At 50.2% G+C, this 22,978-nt stretch carries 17 protein-coding genes, 1 tRNA gene and 2 rRNA genes (1 of these 20 running past the window's edge); 16 read left to right on the top strand and 4 right to left on the bottom strand.

Going from position 1 to position 22,978, the window contains the following annotated elements:
• Positions 1 to 111: 111 nt before the first annotated feature.
• From argF to G3255_RS00315, 3 genes are read right to left on the bottom strand one after another with little or no spacing between them, the layout of a single operon-like run.
• Positions 112 to 1,062 carry an ornithine carbamoyltransferase gene (argF, locus tag G3255_RS00305; RefSeq protein ID WP_211652817.1) on the bottom strand — a complete coding sequence of 317 codons (951 nt, stop codon included), beginning with the start codon at positions 1,060 to 1,062 and terminating at the stop codon, positions 112 to 114.
• Entirely contained in the window at positions 1,059 to 4,157 is a 3,099-nt protein-coding gene (carB, locus tag G3255_RS00310) for a carbamoyl-phosphate synthase (glutamine-hydrolyzing) large subunit (RefSeq protein ID WP_211652818.1), read from the bottom strand. Before carB ends, argF begins: the two co-directional genes overlap by 4 nt.
• Positions 4,150 to 5,217: a carbamoyl phosphate synthase small subunit gene (locus G3255_RS00315; RefSeq protein WP_211652819.1), complete on the bottom strand. Its 1,068-nt coding sequence runs from the start codon at positions 5,215 to 5,217 to the stop codon at positions 4,150 to 4,152. The genes carB and G3255_RS00315 overlap by 8 nt, the downstream gene beginning before the upstream one ends.
• 242 nt (positions 5,218 to 5,459) lie before the next feature.
• Between G3255_RS00315 and G3255_RS00320 the strand changes: the two genes are divergently transcribed.
• The 3 genes from G3255_RS00320 (at position 5,460) to G3255_RS00330 (ending at position 7,076) form a co-directional block, all read left to right on the top strand.
• A complete protein-coding gene (locus G3255_RS00320; protein ID WP_349291393.1) occupies positions 5,460 to 5,876 on the top strand; it encodes an FtsB family cell division protein in 417 nt (138 codons plus the stop codon).
• Between the two features lie 114 nt (positions 5,877 to 5,990).
• Entirely contained in the window at positions 5,991 to 6,410 is a 420-nt protein-coding gene (locus G3255_RS00325; protein WP_058382215.1) for a S1 domain-containing RNA-binding protein, read from the top strand.
• A 204-nt stretch (positions 6,411 to 6,614) separates the two neighbouring features.
• The gene (locus tag G3255_RS00330) at positions 6,615 to 7,076 is read left to right on the top strand and encodes a DinB family protein (protein ID WP_211652820.1); all 462 of its coding nucleotides are present in this window, start codon (positions 6,615 to 6,617) and stop codon (positions 7,074 to 7,076) included.
• Between the two features lie 45 nt (positions 7,077 to 7,121).
• Here G3255_RS00330 and G3255_RS00335 read toward each other — a convergent pair.
• Positions 7,122 to 7,195, bottom strand: a tRNA-Met gene (locus G3255_RS00335).
• Positions 7,196 to 7,316: 121 nt separating this feature from the next.
• Here G3255_RS00335 and tilS point away from each other — a divergent pair.
• From tilS to G3255_RS00400, 13 genes are all read left to right on the top strand, one after another.
• Positions 7,317 to 8,708, top strand: a complete 1,392-nt coding sequence (gene tilS, locus G3255_RS00340) for a tRNA lysidine(34) synthetase TilS (RefSeq protein WP_211652821.1) — start codon at positions 7,317 to 7,319, stop codon at positions 8,706 to 8,708.
• A 22-nt stretch (positions 8,709 to 8,730) separates the two neighbouring features.
• On the top strand, positions 8,731 to 9,282 hold the full coding sequence (gene hpt / locus G3255_RS00345) for a hypoxanthine phosphoribosyltransferase (RefSeq protein WP_211652822.1): 552 nt from the start codon (positions 8,731 to 8,733) through the stop codon (positions 9,280 to 9,282).
• A gap of 121 nt (positions 9,283 to 9,403) precedes the next feature.
• Positions 9,404 to 11,419 (top strand): ATP-dependent zinc metalloprotease FtsH, encoded by a 2,016-nt coding sequence (gene ftsH / locus G3255_RS00350; RefSeq protein ID WP_211652823.1) that lies wholly within the window; start codon positions 9,404 to 9,406, stop codon positions 11,417 to 11,419.
• Between the two features lie 105 nt (positions 11,420 to 11,524).
• Positions 11,525 to 12,292, top strand: coding sequence for a type III pantothenate kinase (locus tag G3255_RS00355; protein WP_211652824.1), 768 nt, complete (start codon positions 11,525 to 11,527; stop codon positions 12,290 to 12,292).
• A gap of 17 nt (positions 12,293 to 12,309) precedes the next feature.
• Positions 12,310 to 13,191, top strand: a complete 882-nt coding sequence (gene hslO, locus G3255_RS00360; protein WP_211652825.1) for an Hsp33 family molecular chaperone HslO — start codon at positions 12,310 to 12,312, stop codon at positions 13,189 to 13,191.
• Positions 13,172 to 14,104: a peptidyl-prolyl cis-trans isomerase gene (locus G3255_RS00365; RefSeq protein WP_211652826.1), complete on the top strand. Its 933-nt coding sequence runs from the start codon at positions 13,172 to 13,174 to the stop codon at positions 14,102 to 14,104. Before hslO ends, G3255_RS00365 begins: the two co-directional genes overlap by 20 nt.
• Positions 14,105 to 14,201: 97 nt before the next feature.
• Positions 14,202 to 15,143, top strand: a complete 942-nt coding sequence (gene cysK, locus G3255_RS00370; RefSeq protein ID WP_211652827.1) for a cysteine synthase A — start codon at positions 14,202 to 14,204, stop codon at positions 15,141 to 15,143.
• A 138-nt stretch (positions 15,144 to 15,281) separates the two neighbouring features.
• Positions 15,282 to 16,088: a dihydropteroate synthase gene (gene folP / locus G3255_RS00375; RefSeq protein ID WP_211652828.1), complete on the top strand. Its 807-nt coding sequence runs from the start codon at positions 15,282 to 15,284 to the stop codon at positions 16,086 to 16,088.
• Between the two features lie 2 nt (positions 16,089 to 16,090).
• Positions 16,091 to 16,456: a dihydroneopterin aldolase gene (folB, locus tag G3255_RS00380; protein WP_211652829.1), complete on the top strand. Its 366-nt coding sequence runs from the start codon at positions 16,091 to 16,093 to the stop codon at positions 16,454 to 16,456.
• The gene (gene folK, locus G3255_RS00385) at positions 16,453 to 16,944 is read left to right on the top strand and encodes a 2-amino-4-hydroxy-6-hydroxymethyldihydropteridine diphosphokinase (protein WP_211652830.1); all 492 of its coding nucleotides are present in this window, start codon (positions 16,453 to 16,455) and stop codon (positions 16,942 to 16,944) included. Before folB ends, folK begins: the two co-directional genes overlap by 4 nt.
• Positions 16,945 to 17,099: 155 nt before the next feature.
• Positions 17,100 to 18,584: a lysine--tRNA ligase gene (gene lysS, locus G3255_RS00390; protein ID WP_211652831.1), complete on the top strand. Its 1,485-nt coding sequence runs from the start codon at positions 17,100 to 17,102 to the stop codon at positions 18,582 to 18,584.
• 426 nt (positions 18,585 to 19,010) lie between these two features.
• Positions 19,011 to 20,561: ribosomal RNA gene (locus G3255_RS00395) — 16S ribosomal RNA — on the top strand.
• Between the two features lie 189 nt (positions 20,562 to 20,750).
• Positions 20,751 to 22,978 (top strand): 23S ribosomal RNA (locus G3255_RS00400); it runs 704 nt beyond the window's last position.
• The 16S and 23S rRNA genes sit together here, the layout of an rRNA operon.

Genomic DNA, 22,978 nt, shown 5'->3' on the forward strand with positions numbered 1-22,978 from the left:
AAAACAAAGCTTACTCCTCCATACATTGAAACGCCACTCCGCTAAAAATTCGACAACCCCAAAAAGAGCCTCGCCATTTGCAGGCAAGGCTCTTCATTCGTATCAATAAGTTCAATCGCCCATCAAAGTCACGAGCACCGCCTTTTGGGCATGCAGGCGGTTTTCGGCTTCCTGGAAAATGACCGAATGGGGGCCTTCTAAAATATCGGTCGTCACTTCTTCCTCGCGGTGCGCAGGGAGGCAGTGCATAAAGATGTAATCAGCTTTCGCGTGCTGAACCAGGTCCGCATTCACTTGGAATCCTTCAAAATCATTCAGGTGCTTGATGGCTTCCGCTTCCTGACCCATGCTCGCCCAGACATCCGTATAGATAGCGTCGCTGTTTTTTACGGCTTCGACGGGATCATGGGTCACCGTCACCACAGAACCGGTATCTTTTGCGATGGCTTGCGCGAGTTCGACCATTTCCGCTTGCGGCTCATAGCCTTTTGGAGCGGCGATCGCGATGTCGAGCCCGACTTTTGCGGCACCGATCATCAAGGAATTGGCCATATTATTGCCATCTCCGATATACGCCAGCTTGCGGCCTTTCAACTCACCGAAATGTTCGATCAGCGTCATGAGATCGGCCAGCACTTGGCACGGATGGTAATCATCGGTCAAGCCATTGATGACGGGAATCGAGCTGAACTGCGCGAGCTCTTCAACAGCGGATTGATGGAATGTGCGGATCATCAATCCATCCAAATAACCCGACAACACACGGGCCGTATCGGCAATCGTTTCACCGCGGCCGAGCTGGGTATCCTGAGAACTCAAGAACATCGCGTGGCCGCCGAGCTGCAGCATGCCGGCTTCAAACGAAACGCGCGTGCGGGTTGACGATTTCTCGAAGATCATGCCGAGCACTTTTCCTTTCAAGAGCGGCAAATGTTTATTTTCCGGTTTCTTTAATTCAATCGCTAAATTAAGCAAATCGAGGATCTCCTCGGTACTATAGTCTTTCAATGAGAGAAAATCTTCCTGGGCAACAGTTGGGGCAAGCGGCATGATCATCGTCATTGGGCAAGCACTCCTTTCAAGCGTTGAGATTGGATTTTTTGGCTAGCGGCGTAAGCGGCCGCAGTTTCCGGGCGTGACCAGGCATGGAGGCGGTGGATGGCCGCTTGCGCCATGCGGCCAGCGTCAGGTGTTTCGGAAAAGTCGATATAGGCGGCAGCGTCTTTCGATAATAACCACTCGCCAAAAGAAAGTTGGTCTTCGGTGACGATCGTGAAGCCTTGTGCGCGCCAAGAATTGAGTTGCTCATAATCGGAGCTGTCCTGGGCGGCGAATAGCGTTGAGCCTGTTGCAAGTTTCGCCAGCTGGACGGAAGCGCCGGTCAATGCTTTCTCGAGCGCTTCTTCAAACAGCTTGGCTGTGCCGATCACTTCGCCGGTCGACATCATCTCGGGCGACAGGACGGGGGACAGGCCAGGCAATTTAATATGGGAGAACACCGGCGCTTTGACGGTAAAGTCCGGTTGTCCGTTATACGTGTCTTCAATGCCGAGCTCATCGTACGGCACACCAAGCAATAAAGCGGTAGCATGCTGAACGAGCGGCACATCCGTCACTTTCGAGCTGATCGGCGCCGTGCGCGATGCCCGCGGATTGATTTCCATGACGAATAATTGATCTTCTTCGTAGACAAATTGGATATTGAAAAGCCCGGTGTAATCAAGTTGCCTCGCAATATGCTTCGCGGTATCCACCAGTTTTTGCTGCTGGACATCTGTTAATGTTACGGGCGGGGTGCTCGCGATGCTGTCGCCGGAATGGACGCCGGTTCCTTCGATGTGCTCGAAAATCGCCGACACCCACACATTGTCGCCATCCGTTAAAATATCCGCTTCGGCTTCTTTGCCGGTGACGAAATGATCGACCAATACCGGAAACGCCTTGTCCGCGCCCGCGAGCCAAGCATCAAGCTCCGCTTGGTTGTGAAGCACGATCATGCCGCGTCCGCCGATGACATAAGAAGGGCGAAGCAAGACCGGGAAGCCGAGCTTTTCCGCTGCCGGCAGCACTTCTTCCGGCGCATTCGCCGTCGTCCCGGGGATGGTCGGCAAGCCGATCGACTCGAGAAAGGCATAAAAGCGGTCGCGGTCTTCCATTTGGTCCAGCAAATCGACTGATGAGCCGAGCACGGTAATGCCCGCTTCTTCCAGTGCTTTCGCCAAATTAAGCGAAGTCTGGCCGCCGAACTGGAGGATGACTTGGTGAATGCCCTCAAATTCCAGGACGTTCAAGACATCTTCCGCCGTTATCGGTTCGAAATAAAGTGCATCCGCCACTTCGTAATCGGTGCTGACGGTTTCTGGGTTGTTGTTGATCATGACAGCTTCATAGCCAAGCTTCTGTGCGGCCATGACACTGTGCACGCAACAATAATCAAATTCGATGCCTTGCCCGATGCGGATTGGGCCGGATCCGACGACTGCAACTTTTTTCGCGCCTTTTGAACGGTCGACGTCTGCGGCATTGTCCCATGTGGAATAGAAATAATTTGTATTCGAACGGAACTCAGCGGCGCATGTATCGATCATCCGGTAAGCTGGCGCAATTTTATAGCTTCTGCGCTGCCCCCAAATTTCAGCTGCCGGCACATTCCAAATATCGGCCATTTGCTGGTCGCTGAAGCCGAGCTTTTTCGCCTGCAATAAGCGATCAGCGGTCACGGTGTTCCAGCTGATCGATTTGAGATCTTGCCACTCTGTAACAATATTCGATAAAACGTATAAGAAATAAGGCGTGATGCCGGTGATGGCATGCAATTCATCCGTGGTTTTTCCGCGGATGAGCAATTCGAACAGCACGAACAAACGGCGGTCGTCCGGCTTCATTGCGAGTTCCAGTAAATCGCCCGTCGGCAATGAGGAGATGGCAGGAAGGCGGAACCCGTCTATCGGAAGTTCAAGCGAGCGCAGCGCTTTTTGCATAGCGGCTTCCATGCGGCGTTCGATCGCCATCACTTCGCCAGTCGCCTTCATTTGCGTACCAAGCGTGCGGTCCGCTAAAGGAAATTGGTCGAACGGCCAGCGCGGGATTTTCAAGGCGACGTAATCGAGTGCCGGTTCGAAGCTGGCATAGGTCGTGCCGGTCACTGGGTTTTTCAATTCATCGAGCGTATAGCCGATTGCGAGCTTGGTGGCGATCTTCGCGATCGGGTAGCCGGTCGCTTTGGAAGCGAGTGCGGATGAGCGGCTGACGCGCGGGTTGACTTCAATCAAAAAATAATCGGAGGTTTCCGGATGGAGGGCGAACTGCACATTGCAGGCGCCGATGATGCCGAGCGCTTCGATGATGTTGATGCAAGACGTGCGCAACATGTGAAAATCCGGATCGTTCAAAGTTTGGCTCGGGGCGACGACGATCGAATCGCCGGTATGCACGCCGACCGGATCCAAATTTTCCATATTGCAGACCGTGATGCAGGTGCCCGCTGCATCGCGCATCACTTCATATTCGATTTCCTTATAGCCGGCGATGCTCGTCTCGACGAGGCATTGCTTGATCGGGCTCGCCGACAAGCCTTGCGTCACCAGCTTGATATAAGTTGCTTCGTCGCTTGCGATGCCGCCGCCGAAACCGCCGAGCGTATAGGCGGGGCGGACGATAACGGGATAGCCCGTGCGCTCTGCGAAAGCCAGCGCGCCGTCGAGCGAATAGATGATGTCGCTGTCCGGTACCGGTTCACCGAGTTGCTTCATCAAGGAGCGGAACTGGTCGCGGTCTTCCGCTTTTTTGATGGCGGTCATATCGGTGCCGAGCAATTCGACGCCGTATTGTTCCAAGATGCCGGCATCGGCCAGCGCCATTGCCAAATTCAGGCCGGTTTGGCCACCGACAGTCGCAAGCAGGCCGTCCGGTCGTTCTTTCTCGATGATGTTGGTGGCGGATTCGAGTGTCATCGGTTCGAAATACACTTTGTCCGAGACGCTTTCATCGGTCATGATCGTCGCTGGGTTGTTATTGATGAGCACCATTTCGATGCCTTCTTCTTTTAGAGCCAAGCACGCTTGGGTGCCGGAATAGTCGAACTCTGCGGCTTGTCCGATGACGATGGCGCCGGATCCGATGACGAGCACTTTTTCAATAGAGTCTAATTTAGGCATGCATTTTCACCTTCTTCATTTCATTTGCCGTCTCCAGGAACTGGTGGAACAATGCGAGATGATCCGCCGGGCCGGGAGCTGCTTCCGGGTGGAATTGAACCGTCGTAATCGGCAATTGCGGATGGATCAAGCCTTCGATGCTGCCGTCGTTGACGTTTTCATACAACACTTCAAATGGCGTGTCCGACAGGCTCGCCGCCTCGACGACATAGCTATGATTTTGGGAGCTCATGCTGACGCGGCCGGTCTTATTGTTTTTGACGGGATGATTGGCTCCGCGATGCCCGTAAGCGAGCTTCGTGGTTGTTGCGCCGAAAGCGGCAGCCAGCACCTGGTGGCCAAGGCAAATGCCGAATGACGGATAGCGTTCTGCCCAGGCGCGGTAGACTGGCAAGCGGCTGTTCAATGCTTGCGGGTCTCCAGGGCCGTTCGAGAACAATAGCCCGTCGACTCCAAGTGCTTCAGGAAGTTCAACTGCTGCGTTATAGGGGATAATGCTGACCGTGCAGCCGAGAGCGAGCAATTCTTTTAAGATGGACGCTTTGTAATGGAAATCAATGAGTCCGATATGCAAGGAGCCTTCGCCGACTTGCTTCGTCCCTGCCGCTTCGCCAGCCGGGAAAAAATCGGTTTTGAGCATTTGCCACGGCTGCTCAGGTGAGTCTACATGAAGCAGTTGTGCCGGCATCGTGCCGGTTTCCCGGACTTGTTGGATGACTGAGCGCGTATCGATGCCGCTCAGCACTGGGACCCCCTGCTTTTCTGCAAATTGAGCTAACGAAATCGCCTGTTTCGGCAGTGGGCCGTCATACAATTCAGCGACGATGATGGCACAAGCTTGGATTTTTTCGGATTGTGCATAAAGCGCTTCAATGCCGTATTGGCCAATCAATGGATAGGAAAAAACGATGACCTGCCCTTTATAAGAAGGGTCGGTAATGACTTCCTCATAGCCGGTCATGCCGGTGAAAAAGACGACCTCTCCCTGTACTGCCGCTTGTGTACCGTGCCATGCTCCCGTAAATGATGCGCCATTCGCCAAAACCAATTTTCCTGTCATGCTCCACACTCCTTTTATGAATATATATGCATTATAATTAATTTTTATAATAAATGATGTGTCCTGTATTATAATGTTGCATAAAAATTAAGTCAACAGCATTTTTATTAACTCATAGAAGAATTGGTTATATTCCGTTAAAATGCAAGAAAAAAGGAGAAAGGGCTTACAGAAAATCTTTTTAAATGGAATGTTTTTCATGTATAATAATCACAAAATCAGTTGGGAAGGGGCGTCCGTAAGTGAAAAGAGAGAAAATGCACGAAAATCAGGGAGTGACCCCGCTGCAAAATGAATACACGCGGGCTGCAGAAATCGAAGACGCACGGAAAAAACGGCATAAAGTGGTATTGTACAGACGGTTGGCGGTATTCGGCTTGGTGGTGCTGTTGACGAGCATTTGGCTGGGCTCGACCATTTATGCACAATCCCAGACCATTGCCGGCAAAGAACAGCTCCAGCAGGAAAAGCTTGCTGAGCTAAAAGAAGTACAGAAGCAGCAGGCTAAACTTGAAGAACAGATTCGTTTGTTGAACGACGACGATTATGTATCAAAGCTTGCGCGCAAAGATTATTTCTTGTCAAATGAAGGCGAGATCATTTTCACCTTGCCAAATGATGCCGGGAAACCACAAGAAGATGGCGAAGAAAAAGAGTAGTCGGTTGACACTCTCCCTTTCATCGCTATAATTAAAGGTGGGATCAGTCCCGCAAACTGTCAATTTGGCCCGAATCCGGAGTCATCTTAAATTTTAAGGAGGAGCATTTTTTTTATGTCGATTGAAGTAGGCAGCAAGTTAGAAGGAAAAGTCACGGGTATTACAAACTTTGGAGCGTTCGTACAGCTTCCAACCGGTGCAACAGGCCTCGTGCATATTAGTGAAGTCGCCGACAACTATGTGAAAGATATTAACGATCACTTGAAAGTTGGCGAAATGGTAGAAGTGAAAGTGATGAATGTAGAAGCAGACGGGAAAATCGGTTTGTCAATCCGCAAAGCCAAGCCTCAGCCAGAAGGCGGCACAAGCCGTCCAAGCCGTCCGCGTCCGAACAATCGTTCTTTTGACCGCGCCCCTAAGGAAACCTTCGAAACGAAGATGGCAAAATTCCTGAAAGACAGCGAAGACAACCTGTCGACGCTAAAGCGTGCCACAGAATCCAAGCGTGGCGGTCGTGGAGCGAAAAGAGGCTAACTTGCTAGCTGTTTTAATAGCATAGAGAAAATGCTTCAACTTAGTTGAACTGTGAAGATGGAACGCTTCTCCTTTCGGGGAGGGCGTTTTTTTTTATCGCCAGAAAAGTGCGAAGCGGTAGGAGAATGGGAGGCGTCTGTCTAAGTAAGTAGGCAGCTTAGCAGGCACTCGTCCTGCACAGTATAGCGGAAAGGTGTGGAAAGGATGGAACAACAGCAAGTCCTTCAGGCATTTGACGACTACGAAATCTACATGGAATCGCTCCAAAAGACCTTAGCCGAATCCGATGAAGCACATAAGCCGATCGCAGACGGCAAATGGTCAATCGCGCAGATGGTCATGCATCTCGCGGAATGGGACCGTTTTATCCGCAGCGAGCGCTTGCCGCAGATGAAACAGGGGGGGCATCTGGATCCCTTGCCGGAAGCCGATAAATTCAACCGCCACGCCATCGACAAAGCCAAGTCGATGGAATTTCCAGCCATCGTCACACAAGCCATTGAAGAACGAAGTTTGTTGAAGAAACGGCTTGCATCTGCCACTCCCAGCCAATGGAATGCAGCATTCTACGTCGATGATAAAGAAATGACGATGGGCCGCTATTTCGGAAATCTTACCAAACACGATGCCCATCATTTCCAGCAGATCAATACTTTTTTAACATAAAAAAAGCAGTGCCCTCTATGATGGAGGGCACTGCTTATAATGGGATGGCGGCAGAGGGGATCGAACCCCCGACCTTACGGGTATGAACCGTACGCTCTAGCCAGCTGAGCTACGCCGCCTTGTTCAAACGAACAGTTTATATCATACTATCCTTAATACATATGTGTCAATCAGCATTTTATGTTTTTACGATATTTATTTTATTTAAATCGCAATATATACAGAACAGGAGGACATGACGTGGATCATTATGAACAAACGATGCTTGCATACCATAAAAAACACGGGTTATTCGAAATTGGCGAGCGACTCGTCATCGGTGTTTCGGGCGGCATCGATTCAATGGTTCTATTGCATTTTCTCTCGAAAAAGCGGCATCAATTGGGCCTGCATCTCACAGCGGTACATATCGATCATATGCTGAGGGGTGAACAATCTGCGCAAGACCGCGGCTTTGTTGAACAGCAATGCAAGCTGTGGGAGGTGCCATGTGAAAGTTTTTCAGTCCCTATCCCAGCGATTTTGGCTGAAAATGGCGGGAACACGCAAAGTGTCTGCCGGGAAGAACGTTACCGGGTATTCGACCAAGTAATGGAAAAAACCGAATCCACGATCCTCATCACAGCCCATCACGCAGACGACCAATTGGAGACCATTTTGATGGAAGGCATGCGCGGCAGCTTGCACAACGGGGCTTTTGGCATGCGCATTAAGCGGCCATTTGGCGACGGCATGCTCGTCCGGCCGCAGCTTGCGGTCACCAAAGCGGAAATCGCCCATTATGCACAACTGAACAAAGTGCCGTACCGAGAAGACCCAAGCAATGCCAGTGATGCTTACACGCGCAACCGCGTCCGCAAGACCATTGTGCCGGCGATGGCACAGGAAAACCCCCGCGCTTCGTTACACTTTTCGGAGCTTGCAGAACAAATCAATGAAGATGCAGCGTTCCTTCAGCAGCTCGCTGAACAAACGCTAAAAGAATTGTTGTTGTCAGATAAGGAATTGCTTATTTCTGCCGAAAGTTTCAGAAGCCAGCCCTCTGCTTTACAAAAAAGGATGGTTCTACTACTATTAAACTATCTATATGATGACAAGCGAGTGTTAATAACGAGCCATTTGGCGGAACAAGTGCGCGAGCTGCTCCAAAGTTCCTCGGGCACTGTTTTTTTACATTTGCCGCAAAATTATATGATGACACGCCAATACGACCAGGTATCCTTTGAAAAGCCAAAAGAATACCTGGAGTGCGAGCGGGCGGATATCGGCTGTTTTTGGTCACCGCCTGTCTTTGGTTCCCGTTACCGGATTTTGCCAGTCGGCGAAGAGCTGGAAGTAGAGAATGCTGTTTTTTGGTATTTTCAATCCGAAGAGACGGATTTCACACTCCGCGGAAGGGAACCGGGCGACCGGATCTTGCTTGCGGGCATGAACCAGGCGAAAAAACTGGCGCGATTGATGATTGACGAAAAGATTCCGTCATACCAACGGGACAACTGGCCAATCATCGTGGCCGGAACACATCGAGTATTACTAGTGCCCGGTTTGCGCATCGCCGCTTGCCTGAGTCGGACCAAGCGTCCGGAAGACAACCGAGTATTAGTTGAACAATGCATAGACTATGCAAAATGAGGAAGAAACTAGGAGGCCCACCATGCTACAAAAGGACATTAAAGAAGTATTGATCAGTGAAGAACAACTTCAAGAAAAAGCACGCGAACTCGGCGAAACATTGACGCGTGATTATGAAGGGAAATACCCGCTTGCCATCGGCGTATTGAAAGGCGCCATGCCATTCATGGGCGACCTCATGAAACGCTTTGACGGTTATGTGGAAATGGATTTCATGGACGTTTCAAGCTATGGAAACGCAACAGTTTCTTCAGGCGAAGTCAAAATCGTCAAGGATTTGAACGCAAGCGTCGAAGGCCGTGACTTGCTGATCATTGAAGATATCATCGACAGCGGGCTGACACTGAGCTATTTGGTGGATTTGTTCAAATACCGCAAAGCGAATTCCATTAAAATTGTTACGCTTCTCGACAAGCCTACTGGACGCAAAGTGGATTTAAAAGCGGATTATATCGGCTTTGAAGTGCCGGATGCGTTCGTTGTGGGCTATGGCTTGGACTATGCAGAAAAATACCGCAACCTTCCTTATATTGGTATTCTTAAGCCGTCCGTTTACGGCAGCGAAGAGGAATAGTCAAAGAACGTTCAAAGAACCGATGATTTCAAGCATGCGGTAAAGGCTTTTCATTGTATGCATTTTTGTCCCTGTGTTAGTATTTAGTATAGTTTTGGGAAACTTTGTGAGGAGGCGCGGGATGAATCGAATATTCCGATACACCATATTTTATCTACTGATATTCCTAGTCATCATCGGTATTCTAGGAACTTTCAATAATAGCAACCAACCGACGCAAAATATTAGCTATAACGAATTCTTGGAAGCACTGAACGCGGGCGAGATTGAGAATGTGACGATCCAGCCTGACGCACAAGTGTATGAAGTGACCGGTGAAATGACTGGTTATGATGAAGGCGAAACGTTTGTGACCAATGTGCCGATCGAGAACGAGGCATTGGTAGCGCAAATTGATGAGCTTGCAACAGCGCAAGAAGGAGTGGAAGTCGAGTTTTTGAAAGCGCCGCAGACTAGCGGGTGGGTTTCATTCTTTACCGGCATCATTCCATTCATCATCATCTTCATCCTGTTCTTCTTCTTGCTGAACCAATCACAAGGCGGCGGTGGCGGCCGAGTGATGAACTTCGGGAAAAGTAAGGCGAAATTATATGACGACCAGAAACAAAAAGTTCGCTTCGACGATGTAGCCGGAGCGGATGAAGAGAAGCAAGAGCTTGTCGAAGTCGTGGACTTCCTGAAAGATCCGAAACGCTTCGGTGAGATCGGCGCACGCATTCCGAAAGGGATCTTGCTTGTCGGGCCTCCAGGTACCGGTAAAACTTTGCTTGCCCGTGCAGTAGCCGGCGAAGCAGGCACACCGTTCTTCTCGATCAGTGGTTCTGACTTTGTCGAAATGTTTGTCGGTGTCGGCGCTTCGCGTGTTCGTGATTTGTTCGAGAACGCAAAGAAAAACGCACCATGTATCATCTTCATTGATGAAATCGATGCAGTTGGACGCCAGCGCGGCGCCGGTCTTGGCGGCGGGCATGATGAGCGGGAACAAACGCTCAACCAATTGCTCGTTGAAATGGATGGCTTTGGCGCGAACGAAGGCATCATCATCATCGCTGCAACCAACCGTCCGGATATCCTGGATCCGGCGCTTCTGCGTCCTGGCCGTTTTGACCGCCAGATCACAGTCGGCCGTCCGGATGTCAAAGGACGCGAAGAAGTGTTGAAAGTCCATGCGCGCAACAAGCCGCTTGATGACACTGTCGACATGAAGGCAATCGCCCAGCGTACGCCTGGCTTCTCCGGTGCAGACCTTGAGAACTTATTGAACGAAGCAGCTCTCGTAGCCGCTCGCCGCAATAAAAAGAAAATCGACATGTCCGATATCGACGAAGCGACAGACCGTGTCATTGCCGGTCCAGCGAAGAAGAATCGCGTCATCTCGAAAAAAGAACGCAATATCGTTGCCTATCACGAGTCAGGCCATACCGTTATCGGCTTGGTACTTGATGATGCGGACATCGTCCATAAAGTAACCATCGTACCGCGCGGCCAAGCAGGCGGTTATGCCGTCATGCTGCCACGCGAAGACCGTTACTTTATGACGAAACCGGAATTGCTCGATAAGATTGCCGGATTGCTCGGCGGTCGTGTGGCAGAGGATATTGTCTTCGGCGAAGTATCCACTGGTGCACACAATGACTTCCAGCGTGCAACAGCGATTGCACGCAGCATGGTTACCGAATACGGGATGAGCGATAAGATCGGCCCGATTCAATTTGGCCAATCCCAAGGCGGAAATGTCTTCCTTGGACGCGATTTCAATTCGGATCAAAACTATTCCGATGCCATCGCATTCGAGATCGACCAGGAAATCCAGCGCATCATTAAAGAGCAATATGTCCGGACTAAAGAGATTCTCACGGAAAAACGTGAGTTGCTCGAACTCCTTGCCAACACTTTGCTTGAAGTGGAAACACTGGATGCTGCCCAAATCCTGCACTTGAAAGAACACGGCACATTGCCGGAACGTTCGTATGAAGCCCTAAACGGCGACTACGGAAATGGTGAAAACAGCGAAACGGATCAAGACGAGGTCAACCCGGATGTTACGGGTGCGCCGAACGATCCATCATCAGGCGATTTGCCGGAAGAAGGTTCATCGACTGATTCGTCAGGTCCTATCAAAGAAGACCGTAAATAACTGAAAGCCGGTGCCGGCCCTGAAAAGGGCTTGGCGCCGGCTTTTTGCTTTTGTAGAATTATGGTATGATGTGTTGGAAATTCAGCAGATAAATGGGGAGAATTTATGATCTTAGTGATGGATACCGGCAATACCAATATCGTCCTTGGCGTATACGATAACGAAACACTGCTGCACCATTGGCGGATGGAAACCGACCGCCATAAAACCGAAGATGAATATGCCATGCAGATCAAAGCGTTTTTGAATCATGTCGGACTGGGCTTTGAAGCGATTGACGGCGTCATCATGTCATCCGTTGTTCCGCCGATCATGTTTGCGCTAGAGCGCATGGCGCAAAAATATTTCCACACCAAAGCGCTGGTCGTCGGGCCAGGCGTCAAAACCGGCCTCAACATCAAATACGAAAACCCCCGTGAAGTCGGCGCGGATCGCATCGTCAATGCCGTCGCAGCGATACAGGAATACGGCGGCCCCTTGATCATCGTTGACTTCGGCACTGCCAATACCTTCTGTTACATTGACGAAAAAAACCAATACCAAGGCGGTGCCATCGCCCCGGGGATCCAAAGCTCGACCGAAGCGCTCTACACGCGCGCATCGAAATTGCCGCGTATTGAAATCGCGCGTCCCGATTCGGTCGTCGGCAAAAACACAATTTCGGCCATGCAGGCGGGCATCGTCTATGGCTACGTCGGCCAGGCAGAAGGCATCATCACCCGCATGAAAAAGCAAAGCAAGCAGCATCCGACCATCATCGCAACAGGCGGACTTGCGCCGTTAATTGCCGCAGAGTCGGATATGATCGACCATGTAGACCCGTTTTTGACATTGAAAGGCCTGCATTTCATTTATAAACGCAATCAAGCGTAAGGAGAGGAAGAGTCACTATGTCAGATTATTTAGTACGCGGACTTGGCTTTAATGGCAACGTGCGTGCATTTGTAGTCAATACGACAGAAACGGTCGGGGAGGCGCAGCGCCGCCACCAAACATGGCCCGCCGCAACCGCAGCCCTCGGGCGTTTAATGACTGGCGGTGTCATGTTCGGCGCGATGCTTAAAGGAGAAGACCGCGTCACCTTGAAAATTGAAGCAGGCGGGACGGTCGGTCATTTATTGGTCGATAGCGACGCTAAAGGCAATGTGCGCGGCTATGTCGCCAATCCGCAAACCCATGTCGATAGCAAAGGCGGAAAGCTGGACGTCAAAGGTGTCGTCGGTACAGACGGCATGCTGTCAGTCGTCAAAGACCAAGGCATGCGCGATTATTTCACAGGACAGACGCCGATCGTCTCCGGGGAAATCGCGGAAGATTTGACGTATTATTTCGTCGTCTCCGAACAAGTGCCTTCTTCCGTTGGCCTTGGCGTTCTTGTTGATACCGATAATTCGGTACTCGCAGCAGGCGGCTTCATCATTCAATTGATGCCGGATACCGATGACGAAACCATTACATTGATTGAAAAACGCTTGGCAAATATCGAACCCGTCTCGTCCATGATTAAGCGCGGGCTCACCCCTGAAGGCATCCTGGAAGAAGTGCTGGGCGCAGATAACGTCCAGATTCTCGAGAAAATGCCCGTCCAGTTCAAATGCACTTGCTCAAAAGAAAAATTTGCAGAGGGCATCATAGGGCTTGGTAAAGAAGAAATCCGCCAAATGATCGATACAGACGGCCAAGCGGAAGCAGAATGCCATTTCTGCCACGAAAAGTATCATTACAACAAAGAAGAATTGGAAGCGCTGCTCAATGAACTCGAATCGAACTAACACGACACCGCCGAAACAGAAGCGCCACTTGAAAACGAAACCCGTATTAATGGTCATCGGCATTTTATTGCTGGCCAATGTGCTATGGTTCATTGCCTGGCTCATCCCTAACGGCAGCAGTGCCGCAAACGAGGAAGTCGCAGCCGTCGATGGCGAAGAAATCACGCGTGCTGAATGGATGGCATCGATGGAACAGCAGCACGGCCGAAGTGCCCTTCTCGAATTGGTCAATGAAAAAGTTATGGCCGCTGCAGCAGATGATTACGGCATCGAAGTATCCGATAAGGAAATCGATCTTGAATTGGCCATGATGCGGACCGCGCAAGACGGCACCGAAGAACTGCTGTATGCCAGTGACAACGAACGACAGCGCGAAAAAGTGAAAGCGCAATTGATTTTGGAGAAAGTCTTGACGAAAGATGTTCTCATTGATGACCAGGCCATCAAAGATTTCTATGAAGACAACCGGGCCATCTATGACGTCAAAGATTCATACCGCACGAGCATGATCGTCTTGAATTCCAAAGCAGAAGCAGAAGAGGCAATTAAAGAACTCGACAGCGGCTCGAGCTTTGAAGCACTTGCCCGCGAGCGTTCCATCGATAACGCCACGGGCAACCTCGGAGGAGATATCGGTTTCGTCTCTCCCGGCCAAGCGTCGATCGATTCGCAAATCGCAAAAACGGTCGAAACCATCGAACCTGGCTCGTGGTCGGCTCCACTAGCGCTTGAAGATGGCCGGACCGCCGTCATCATGGTGAAAGAAAAAATCGAAGGCCGTACGTTCAGCTACGACGAAGTGAAAGAACACATCAGCCGGGAGCTAGCACTTGAACAATTGCCTCAATCGGTCTCGCCTGAAGCCTTCTGGCAAGAATTCAATGCTGAATGGTTTTACGGTGAAGGAGAATAATCTGCCGACGCTCTCCAAAGATTGACAGTTTGCGTTGCAATTGATAGGATGAAATAAATAATGTCGACAAAAATAGTAGGGATTAGGAGTGGTAAACATGGCACGAGTAGGAAATTCAATTACCGAATTGATTGGGCAAACACCGATTGTTAAATTAAACCGGCTGACAGGACCTGAAGATGCGGAAGTTTACGTTAAATTGGAATACTTCAACCCAGGCTCCAGTGTGAAAGACCGGATTGCGCTCGCGATGATTGAAGCGGGAGAAAAATCCGGCGACTTAAAAGAAGGCGATACCTTAATCGAACCGACAAGCGGCAATACAGGGATCGGCCTCGCGATGATCGCTGCAGCAAAAGGTTATCGAAGCGTTCTCGTCATGCCTGAAACGATGAGCATGGAACGCCGCAACTTGTTGCGCGCATACGGTGCAGAACTAGTGTTAACGCCAGGCCCAGACGGCATGAACGGCCCGAACGGCGCCATCAAGACGGCCGAAAAACTAGCGGCTGAAAACTCTTGGTTCATGCCCCAGCAATTCAATAACGAGGCAAACCCTGAAGTGCACCGCCTAACCACAGGGCCTGAAATCGTTGAAGCGATGGATCAACTGGACGCCTTCATTTCCGGCATTGGGACAGGCGGCACGATTACTGGTGCTGGGCAAGTCTTGAAAGAACATTACCCGAATGTCCATATCGTAGCTGTTGAACCGACGGATTCCCCGGTCTTGTCCGGCGGAAAACCAGGCCCTCACAAAATCCAAGGCATCGGTGCTGGCTTTGTGCCAGCTGTGTTAAACACAGAAATCTATGATGAAATCATGCAAGTAAGCAATGAGCAATCGTATGAATTTGCCCGTAGAACTGCCCGTGAAGAAGGTATTCTTGGTGGTGTATCATCAGGAGCCGCAATCTATGCCGCGCTTGAACTTGCCAAAAGACTCGGCAAAGGCAAAAAAGTATTGGCGATCTTGCCGTCAAACGGTGAACGTTATTTGAGCACTCCGCTTTACCAATTTGACGAAAATAACGGATGATCCACAGAGCCTTCTGAAAAGAGGGCTCTTTTGTTTGTGCAGAAACCGCAGATTCACGATAAGATAAGAGCAGTTTGAATAATAGTATTTCCCAGGAAATGATCGATTCCTTCAATTCATACATGGACGGTGGAAAAAATGAACTTAAATGTATTCACAAAAACGCAAGTGATGGGCATATTGAATGTGACCCCTGATTCGTTTTCCGACGGCGGGCAATTCGACAATATAGAAAAAGCGCTGGCCCGCGCCAAGCAAATGTTAAAGGATGGAGCTTCCATTATCGACGTGGGCGGCGAATCGACACGCCCCGGCCACACGCAGATTTCTGATGAAGAAGAAATCGCTCGGGTAGTCCCGGTCATCCAGGCGCTCAGAGAACAAACAGAAGCAATTATTTCCATCGATACATACAAATCTGCCGTTGCCCAGGCAGCTGTCGAGGCCGGGGCACAGATCATTAATGATATTTGGGGCGCCAAATACGATCCCGAGATCGCCCGGGTGGCTGCAGACAAACAAGTGCCGATCATTCTAATGCACAACCGTGCCGAAGCGGTTTACGATAATTTTTGGCAAGACGCAAAAAAGGACCTCGAAGAAAGCATCCGAATCGCCCGAAATGCAGGGGTTCCGGACAATCGCATCTGGCTTGACCCCGGCATCGGATTCGCCAAGACGCTCGCACAAAACGTCGAAATGATGCAGCGGCTCGATCAGCTCGTGGCAATGGGCTATCCCGTACTTCTCGGCACTTCCCGAAAATCATTTATCGGCAAATTACTCGATGCAAAAGTCGATGATCGTTTAGAAGGCTCTCTCGCAACGGCAGCTTTTGGTGTCACGAAAGGCTGCCAAATCGTGCGTGTCCATGATGTGAAAGAAACTGTGCAGACAGTCAAGATGATGGATTTCTTAACAGGTAAGATCAAGGTGGAGGGATAAATATGGATTATATTCATTTAAACGAAATGGAGTTTTACGGCTATCACGGTGTATTTTCGGAAGAACAACAACTCGGGCAGCGCTTCCGGGCGACAGTGACACTAGCAGTCGATTTAAAACGTGCTGGAGAAACTGACGAACTGGAACATACGGTCCATTACGGCGAAGCGTACGAAACATGTCGCGAAGTTATTGAAGGAAAACCAAAAAAGCTGGTCGAAGCAGTGGCCGAAACAGTGGCTGCTAACTTATTGACCCAATTCCCGCTGGTCCAGGGAGTCCGCGTTCAGTTGATCAAACCCGATCCGCCAATCCCTGGCCATTACAAATCAGTAGCGATCGACATCACTCGGGGCAGCTTCCGATGAATGAAGTCTACCTATCCTTGGGCTCAAATTTAGGAGACAGGAAAGCCCAGCTTCAAGAAGCGGTTCGCTTGCTTCAATCGAATTCATCCATTTCGAACATGAGAATGTCTTCCATCTATGAAACGGCCCCAGTTGGCTATCTCAGCCAAGATGCATTCCTGAATCTAGTTATCCGACTAGAAACCAGTCTCTCTCCATTAAGGTTGTTAGATGCATGCCAAGAAATTGAGCAAGCTTTGCATAGGGAGCGGCTAGTTCGCTGGGGCCCGCGCACAGTCGACCTTGACATATTGCTGTACGGCCAAGAGCAGCTGACAACAGAAAGGCTCACCATTCCGCACCCCCACATGTATGAGCGAGCATTTGTGCTCGTGCCTTTGCGAGAACTGATGCCCTCACTCAGTCTTCCGGAAGGTCTAGAAACGCAGGGAGTAGAGTTGTGGAAAACGTATAGTGACATAAAAGCATTTTTGCTTGATGCAAATTAATTAACAAGATTATTTGCAATTAAAAGAACTGCAAAGAATACAATTAGCAGTTGCCAAGAAAACGGCAGCTTTTCTTATGTAACGGCACGAAAAATTGTGTACAATGGATAAATACACGAAAGCACGTGGTTTTAACAGAAAAAGGAGTGTAGGATATGTCAGAAGAGTTAAATGACCAATTAGTGGTGCGCCGCCAGAAAATGCAAAACTTCCGCGAGCATGGACTCGACCCATTCGGAAAACGTTTCGAGCGTACGCATCTTTCACAAGAAATTGTTGAGCAATATGATCAATTCTCGAAAGAAGAACTAGAAGAAAAGTCCACTGAAGTCATTATTGCAGGCCGCATCATGACGAAGCGTGGAAAAGGTAAAGCTGGATTCGCCCACCTGCAGGATTTGAAAGGGCAGATCCAAATCTACGTCCGTAAAGATGCAATTGGAGAAGATTCCTATGAATTCTTTAAAACCGCAGACTTGGGAGACATCATCGGCGTCCGCGGTACTGTTTTTAAAACAAATGTCGGTGAACTCTCTGTAAAAGCACAAGAAGTGGAATACTTAACAAAAGCCCTTCGCCCACTGCCGGAAAAATTCCATGGCTTGAAAGACGTTGAGCAACGCTATCGCCAGCGCTATCTTGACTTGATTGTTAGTGAAAATAGCAAAGAGACGTTTATTTTGCGTAGCCGGATCATTCAAGCGATGCGCCGCTATCTGGATAACCAGGGCTTTTTGGAAGTTGAAACACCAATGCTCCATTCAATCGCCGGAGGAGCCACTGCACGTCCGTTTATTACTCATCATAATGCGCTAGACATGCAACTATATATTCGTATCGCTATCGAACTTCATTTGAAACGCCTCATTGTAGGCGGATTAGAAAAAGTTTATGAAATCGGGCGCGTCTTCCGTAACGAAGGCATCTCCACCCGTCATAATCCAGAATTCACTATGCTCGAACTTTACGAAGCATATGCTGATTACAATGACATCATGTCCTTGACAGAGAACTTAATTGCACACACTGCACAAGAGGTCCTTGGCACAACTACTGTCCGTTATGGAGAAGAAGACATAAATCTAGCTCCAGGCTGGAAACGCCTGCACATGGCGGATGCAGTTAAAGAATACACGGGTGTAGATTTCTGGAGCCGTATGTCAAAGGAAGAAGCACAAGCACTCGCCAATGAACATGGAATCGAAATCAAACCGACTATGGAAGTGGGGCATATTCTTAATGAGTTCTTTGAACAAAAGGTTGAAGAGCAATTAGTTCAGCCAACGTTCATCTATGGACATCCGGTTGAAATTTCTCCGCTTGCTAAGAAAAATCCGGAAGATGAACGTTTCACAGACCGCTTTGAACTTTTCATCGTACGCCGAGAGCATGCAAACGCCTTTACAGAGTTAAATGATCCAATTGATCAGCGCGAACGTTTTGAAGCGCAGCTCATAGAAAAAGAAGAAGGAAACGATGAAGCTCATGAAATGGATGATGACTTTATCGAAGCGTTGGAATATGGTCTTCCCCCAACAGGTGGCTTAGGAATTGGGATTGACCGCTTGGTTATGTTACTAACTAACTCAGCATCGATTCGAGACGTGTTATTATTCCCTCAGATGCGACCAAAAGAATAAATTGGAAGTAAAAACCGGGTGAGCTGTTTAGCTTACCTGGTTTTTTTAAAAAAACTGTTGCGCTCGTTGCGAGAAGGTGATAAGATATTTCTTGTCGCGTTTTTAGTGAAAAGCGAGATGATAATAAAAGAAAAAATAACCATTGACTTCTTTAGGGGAGTTTGGTAGTATTTAAAAGTCGCTGTTACATTAAGCGAATCAATATATGAACCTTGAAAACTGAACAGCAAAACGTCAACGAAAGACGTCACGAGCGCCTTGGCGCGCGAACGGCTTTTGCGATGGTCGCCCTTGGGCGATCGGAGCAATCAGCCATTCTGAACTTCGGTGTTCGTGACTTAATTACTGATCAGCTTCGGCAGATCAAGCGAATCGCGCGTCTTTTAGACGGCGATACGCCAGCAGTATTGAGCAATCAACTACTCTATAATGGAGAGTTTGATCCTGGCTCAGGACGAACGCTGGCGGCGTGCCTAATACATGCAAGTCGAGCGGAGGTGTTGGAGCTTGCTCCAACATTTTAGCGGCGGACGGGTGAGTAACACGTGGGCAACCTGCCCTGCAGATCGGGATAACTCCGGGAAACCGGTGCTAATACCGAATAGTTTGCGGCCTCTCATGAGGCCACACGGAAAGACGGTTTCGGCTGTCACTGCAGGATGGGCCCGCGGCGCATTAGCTAGTTGGTGAGGTAACGGCTCACCAAGGCCACGATGCGTAGCCGACCTGAGAGGGTGATCGGCCACACTGGGACTGAGACACGGCCCAGACTCCTACGGGAGGCAGCAGTAGGGAATCTTCCGCAATGGACGAAAGTCTGACGGAGCAACGCCGCGTGAGTGAAGAAGGTTTTCGGATCGTAAAACTCTGTTGTGAGGGAAGAACAAGTACCAACTAACTACTGGTACCTTGACGGTACCTCACCAGAAAGCCACGGCTAACTACGTGCCAGCAGCCGCGGTAATACGTAGGTGGCAAGCGTTGTCCGGAATTATTGGGCGTAAAGCGCGCGCAGGCGGTCCTTTAAGTCTGATGTGAAAGCCCACGGCTCAACCGTGGAGGGTCATTGGAAACTGGGGGACTTGAGTGCAGAAGAGGAAAGTGGAATTCCACGTGTAGCGGTGAAATGCGTAGAGATGTGGAGGAACACCAGTGGCGAAGGCGACTTTCTGGTCTGTAACTGACGCTGAGGCGCGAAAGCGTGGGGAGCAAACAGGATTAGATACCCTGGTAGTCCACGCCGTAAACGATGAGTGCTAAGTGTTAGGGGGTTTCCGCCCCTTAGTGCTGCAGCTAACGCATTAAGCACTCCGCCTGGGGAGTACGGCCGCAAGGCTGAAACTCAAAGGAATTGACGGGGGCCCGCACAAGCGGTGGAGCATGTGGTTTAATTCGAAGCAACGCGAAGAACCTTACCAGGTCTTGACATCCCGCTGACCGCCTAGGAGACTAGGCTTTCCCTTCGGGGACAGCGGTGACAGGTGGTGCATGGTTGTCGTCAGCTCGTGTCGTGAGATGTTGGGTTAAGTCCCGCAACGAGCGCAACCCTTGATCTTAGTTGCCAGCATTCAGTTGGGCACTCTAAGGTGACTGCCGGTGACAAACCGGAGGAAGGTGGGGATGACGTCAAATCATCATGCCCCTTATGACCTGGGCTACACACGTGCTACAATGGACGGTACAAAGGGCTGCAAACCCGCGAGGGGGAGCCAATCCCAGAAAACCGTTCTCAGTTCGGATTGCAGGCTGCAACTCGCCTGCATGAAGCCGGAATCGCTAGTAATCGCGGATCAGCATGCCGCGGTGAATACGTTCCCGGGCCTTGTACACACCGCCCGTCACACCACGAGAGTTTGTAACACCCGAAGTCGGTGGGGTAACCCTTACGGGAGCCAGCCGCCGAAGGTGGGACAGATGATTGGGGTGAAGTCGTAACAAGGTAGCCGTATCGGAAGGTGCGGCTGGATCACCTCCTTTCTAAGGATTATATCGGAACCGATTCTTAACGGATCGGGTTGACGTTTTGCGTTCAGTTTTGAAGGTTCACTCCTTGCGGAGCACTTTCAACCTTGTTCTTTGAAAACTGGATAGATCGACATTGATTAAGAAACAAGCATCAAGTAGCGTGATCGCTTTGCGATCAACTTATTTTTTTGACCATTCAGTGGTTAAGTTAATAAGGGCGCACGGTGGATGCCTTGGCACTAGGAGCCGAAGAAGGACGGCACTAACACCGATATGCCTCGGGGAGCTGTAAGTGAGCTGTGATCCGAGGATTTCCGAATGGGGAAACCCACTGTTCGTAATGGAGCAGTATCCATGTGTGAATACATAGCACATGAGAAGGCAGACTCAGGGAACTGAAACATCTAAGTACCTGAAGGAAGAGAAAGCAAATGCGATTCCCCAAGTAGCGGCGAGCGAAACGGGATCAGCCCAAACCAGAAGGCTTGCCTTCTGGGGTTGTAGGACACTCTATACGGAGTTACAAAGGAATGGATTAAGCGAAGCGACCTGGAACGGTCCGCAAGACAGGGTAATAGCCCCGTAGCTGAAAGTTCATTCCCTCCAGAGTGGATCCTGAGTACGGCGGAACACGAAAAATTCCGTCGGAATCCGGGAGGACCATCTCCCAAGGCTAAATACTCCCTAGTGACCGATAGTGAACCAGTACCGTGAGGGAAAGGTGAAAAGCACCCCGGAAGGGGAGTGAAATAGATCCTGAAACCGTGTGCCTACAAGTAGTTAGAGCCCGTTAATGGGTGATAGCGTGCCTTTTGTAGAATGAACCGGCGAGTTACGATTGCATGCAAGGTTAAGGTGAGAAGCCGGAGCCGCAGCGAAAGCGAGTCTGAATAGGGCGAGTGAGTATGCAGTTGTAGACCCGAAACCAGGTGATCTACCCATGTCCAGGGTGAAGGTAAGGTAACACTTACTGGAGGCCCGAACCCACGCACGTTGAAAAGTGCGGGGATGAGGTGTGGGTAGCGGAGAAATTCCAATCGAACCTGGAGATAGCTGGTTCTCTCCGAAATAGCTTTAGGGCTAGCCTCAAGAAGAGAATCCTGGAGGTAGAGCACTGTTTGGACTAGGGGCCCATCCCGGGTTACCGAATTCAGACAAACTCCGAATGCCAGTGATTTATGCTTGGGAGTCAGACTGCGAGTGATAAGATCCGTAGTCAAGAGGGAAACAGCCCAGACCACCAGCTAAGGTCCCCAAATATCCGTTAAGTGGAAAAGGATGTGGCGTTGCTTAGACAACCAGGATGTTGGCTTAGAAGCAGCCATCATTTAAAGAGTGCGTAATAGCTCACTGGTCGAGTGACACTGCGCCGAAAATGTACCGGGGCTAAACGGATTACCGAAGCTGTGGATGGACATCGTAGATGTCCGTGGTAGGAGAGCGTTCTAAGGGCGTTGAAGTCAGACCGGAAGGACTGGTGGAGCGCTTAGAAGTGAGAATGCCGGTATGAGTAACGAAAGACGGGTGAGAATCCCGTCCACCGAATGCCTAAGGTTTCCTGAGGAAGGCTCGTCCGCTCAGGGTTAGTCGGGACCTAAGTCGAGGCCGATAGGCGTAGACGATGGACAACAGGTTGATATTCCTGTACCACCTCCCCGCCGTTTGAGTAATGGGGGGACGCAGAAGGATAGGGTGAGCGTGCCGTTGGTTGTGCACGTCCAAGTTGTGAGATGAGAAACGAGGCAAATCCCGTTTCTATATAACATCAAGCAGTGATGGCAAGAGGTTTACCTCAGAGTCCCTGATTTCACACTGCCAAGAAAAGCCTCTAGCGAGGCGGGAGGTGCCCGTACCGCAAACCGACACAGGTAGGCGAGAAGAGAATTCTAAGGTGAGCGAGTGAACTCTCGTTAAGGAACTCGGCAAAATGACCCCGTAACTTCGGGAGAAGGGGTGCTCTGGTAGGGTGAATAGCCCGAGAGAGCCGCAGTGAATAGGCCCAGGCGACTGTTTAGCAAAAACACAGGTCTCTGCAAAACCGTAAGGTGACGTATAGGGGCTGACGCCTGCCCGGTGCTGGAAGGTTAAGGGGAGTGCTTAGCGCAAGCGAAGGTGCGAACCGAAGCCCCAGTAAACGGCGGCCGTAACTATAACGGTCCTAAGGTAGCGAAATTCCTTGTCGGGTAAGTTCCGACCCGCACGAAAGGCGTAACGATCTGGGCACTGTCTCAACGAGAGACTCGGTGAAATTATAGTACCTGTGAAGATGCAGGTTACCCGCGACAGGACGGAAAGACCCCGTGGAGCTTTACTGTAGCCTGATATTGAATTTTGGTGCAACTTGTACAGGATAGGTAGGAGCCAGAGAACCCGGAGCGCCAGCTTCGGGGGAGGCGTCGGTGGGATACTACCCTGGTTGTATTGAACTT

Source organism: Planococcus sp. MSAK28401, assembly GCF_018283455.1.
Lineage (GTDB): Bacteria > Bacillota > Bacilli > Bacillales_A > Planococcaceae > Planococcus > Planococcus alpniumensis.

What these genes read in the sequence shown, in the direction of transcription:
- lysS (WP_211652831.1), top strand. Translation starts at nt 17,100, where the DNA reads ATGTCAGAAGAGTTAAATGACCAATTAGTGGTGCGCCGCCAGAAAATG.
- folK (WP_211652830.1), top strand. Translation starts at nt 16,453, where the DNA reads ATGAATGAAGTCTACCTATCCTTGGGCTCAAATTTAGGAGACAGGAAA.
- hslO (WP_211652825.1), top strand. Translation starts at nt 12,310, where the DNA reads ATGTCAGATTATTTAGTACGCGGACTTGGCTTTAATGGCAACGTGCGT.
- carB (WP_211652818.1), bottom strand. Translation starts at nt 4,157, where the DNA reads ATGCCTAAATTAGACTCTATTGAAAAAGTGCTCGTCATCGGATCCGGC.
- hpt (WP_211652822.1), top strand. Translation starts at nt 8,731, where the DNA reads ATGCTACAAAAGGACATTAAAGAAGTATTGATCAGTGAAGAACAACTT.
- G3255_RS00365 (WP_211652826.1), top strand. Translation starts at nt 13,172, where the DNA reads ATGAACTCGAATCGAACTAACACGACACCGCCGAAACAGAAGCGCCAC.
- folP (WP_211652828.1), top strand. Translation starts at nt 15,282, where the DNA reads ATGAACTTAAATGTATTCACAAAAACGCAAGTGATGGGCATATTGAAT.
- folB (WP_211652829.1), top strand. Translation starts at nt 16,091, where the DNA reads ATGGATTATATTCATTTAAACGAAATGGAGTTTTACGGCTATCACGGT.
- ftsH (WP_211652823.1), top strand. Translation starts at nt 9,404, where the DNA reads ATGAATCGAATATTCCGATACACCATATTTTATCTACTGATATTCCTA.
- G3255_RS00315 (WP_211652819.1), bottom strand. Translation starts at nt 5,217, where the DNA reads ATGACAGGAAAATTGGTTTTGGCGAATGGCGCATCATTTACGGGAGCA.
- G3255_RS00330 (WP_211652820.1), top strand. Translation starts at nt 6,615, where the DNA reads ATGGAACAACAGCAAGTCCTTCAGGCATTTGACGACTACGAAATCTAC.
- argF (WP_211652817.1), bottom strand. Translation starts at nt 1,062, where the DNA reads ATGACGATGATCATGCCGCTTGCCCCAACTGTTGCCCAGGAAGATTTT.
- G3255_RS00325 (WP_058382215.1), top strand. Translation starts at nt 5,991, where the DNA reads ATGTCGATTGAAGTAGGCAGCAAGTTAGAAGGAAAAGTCACGGGTATT.
- cysK (WP_211652827.1), top strand. Translation starts at nt 14,202, where the DNA reads ATGGCACGAGTAGGAAATTCAATTACCGAATTGATTGGGCAAACACCG.
- G3255_RS00355 (WP_211652824.1), top strand. Translation starts at nt 11,525, where the DNA reads ATGATCTTAGTGATGGATACCGGCAATACCAATATCGTCCTTGGCGTA.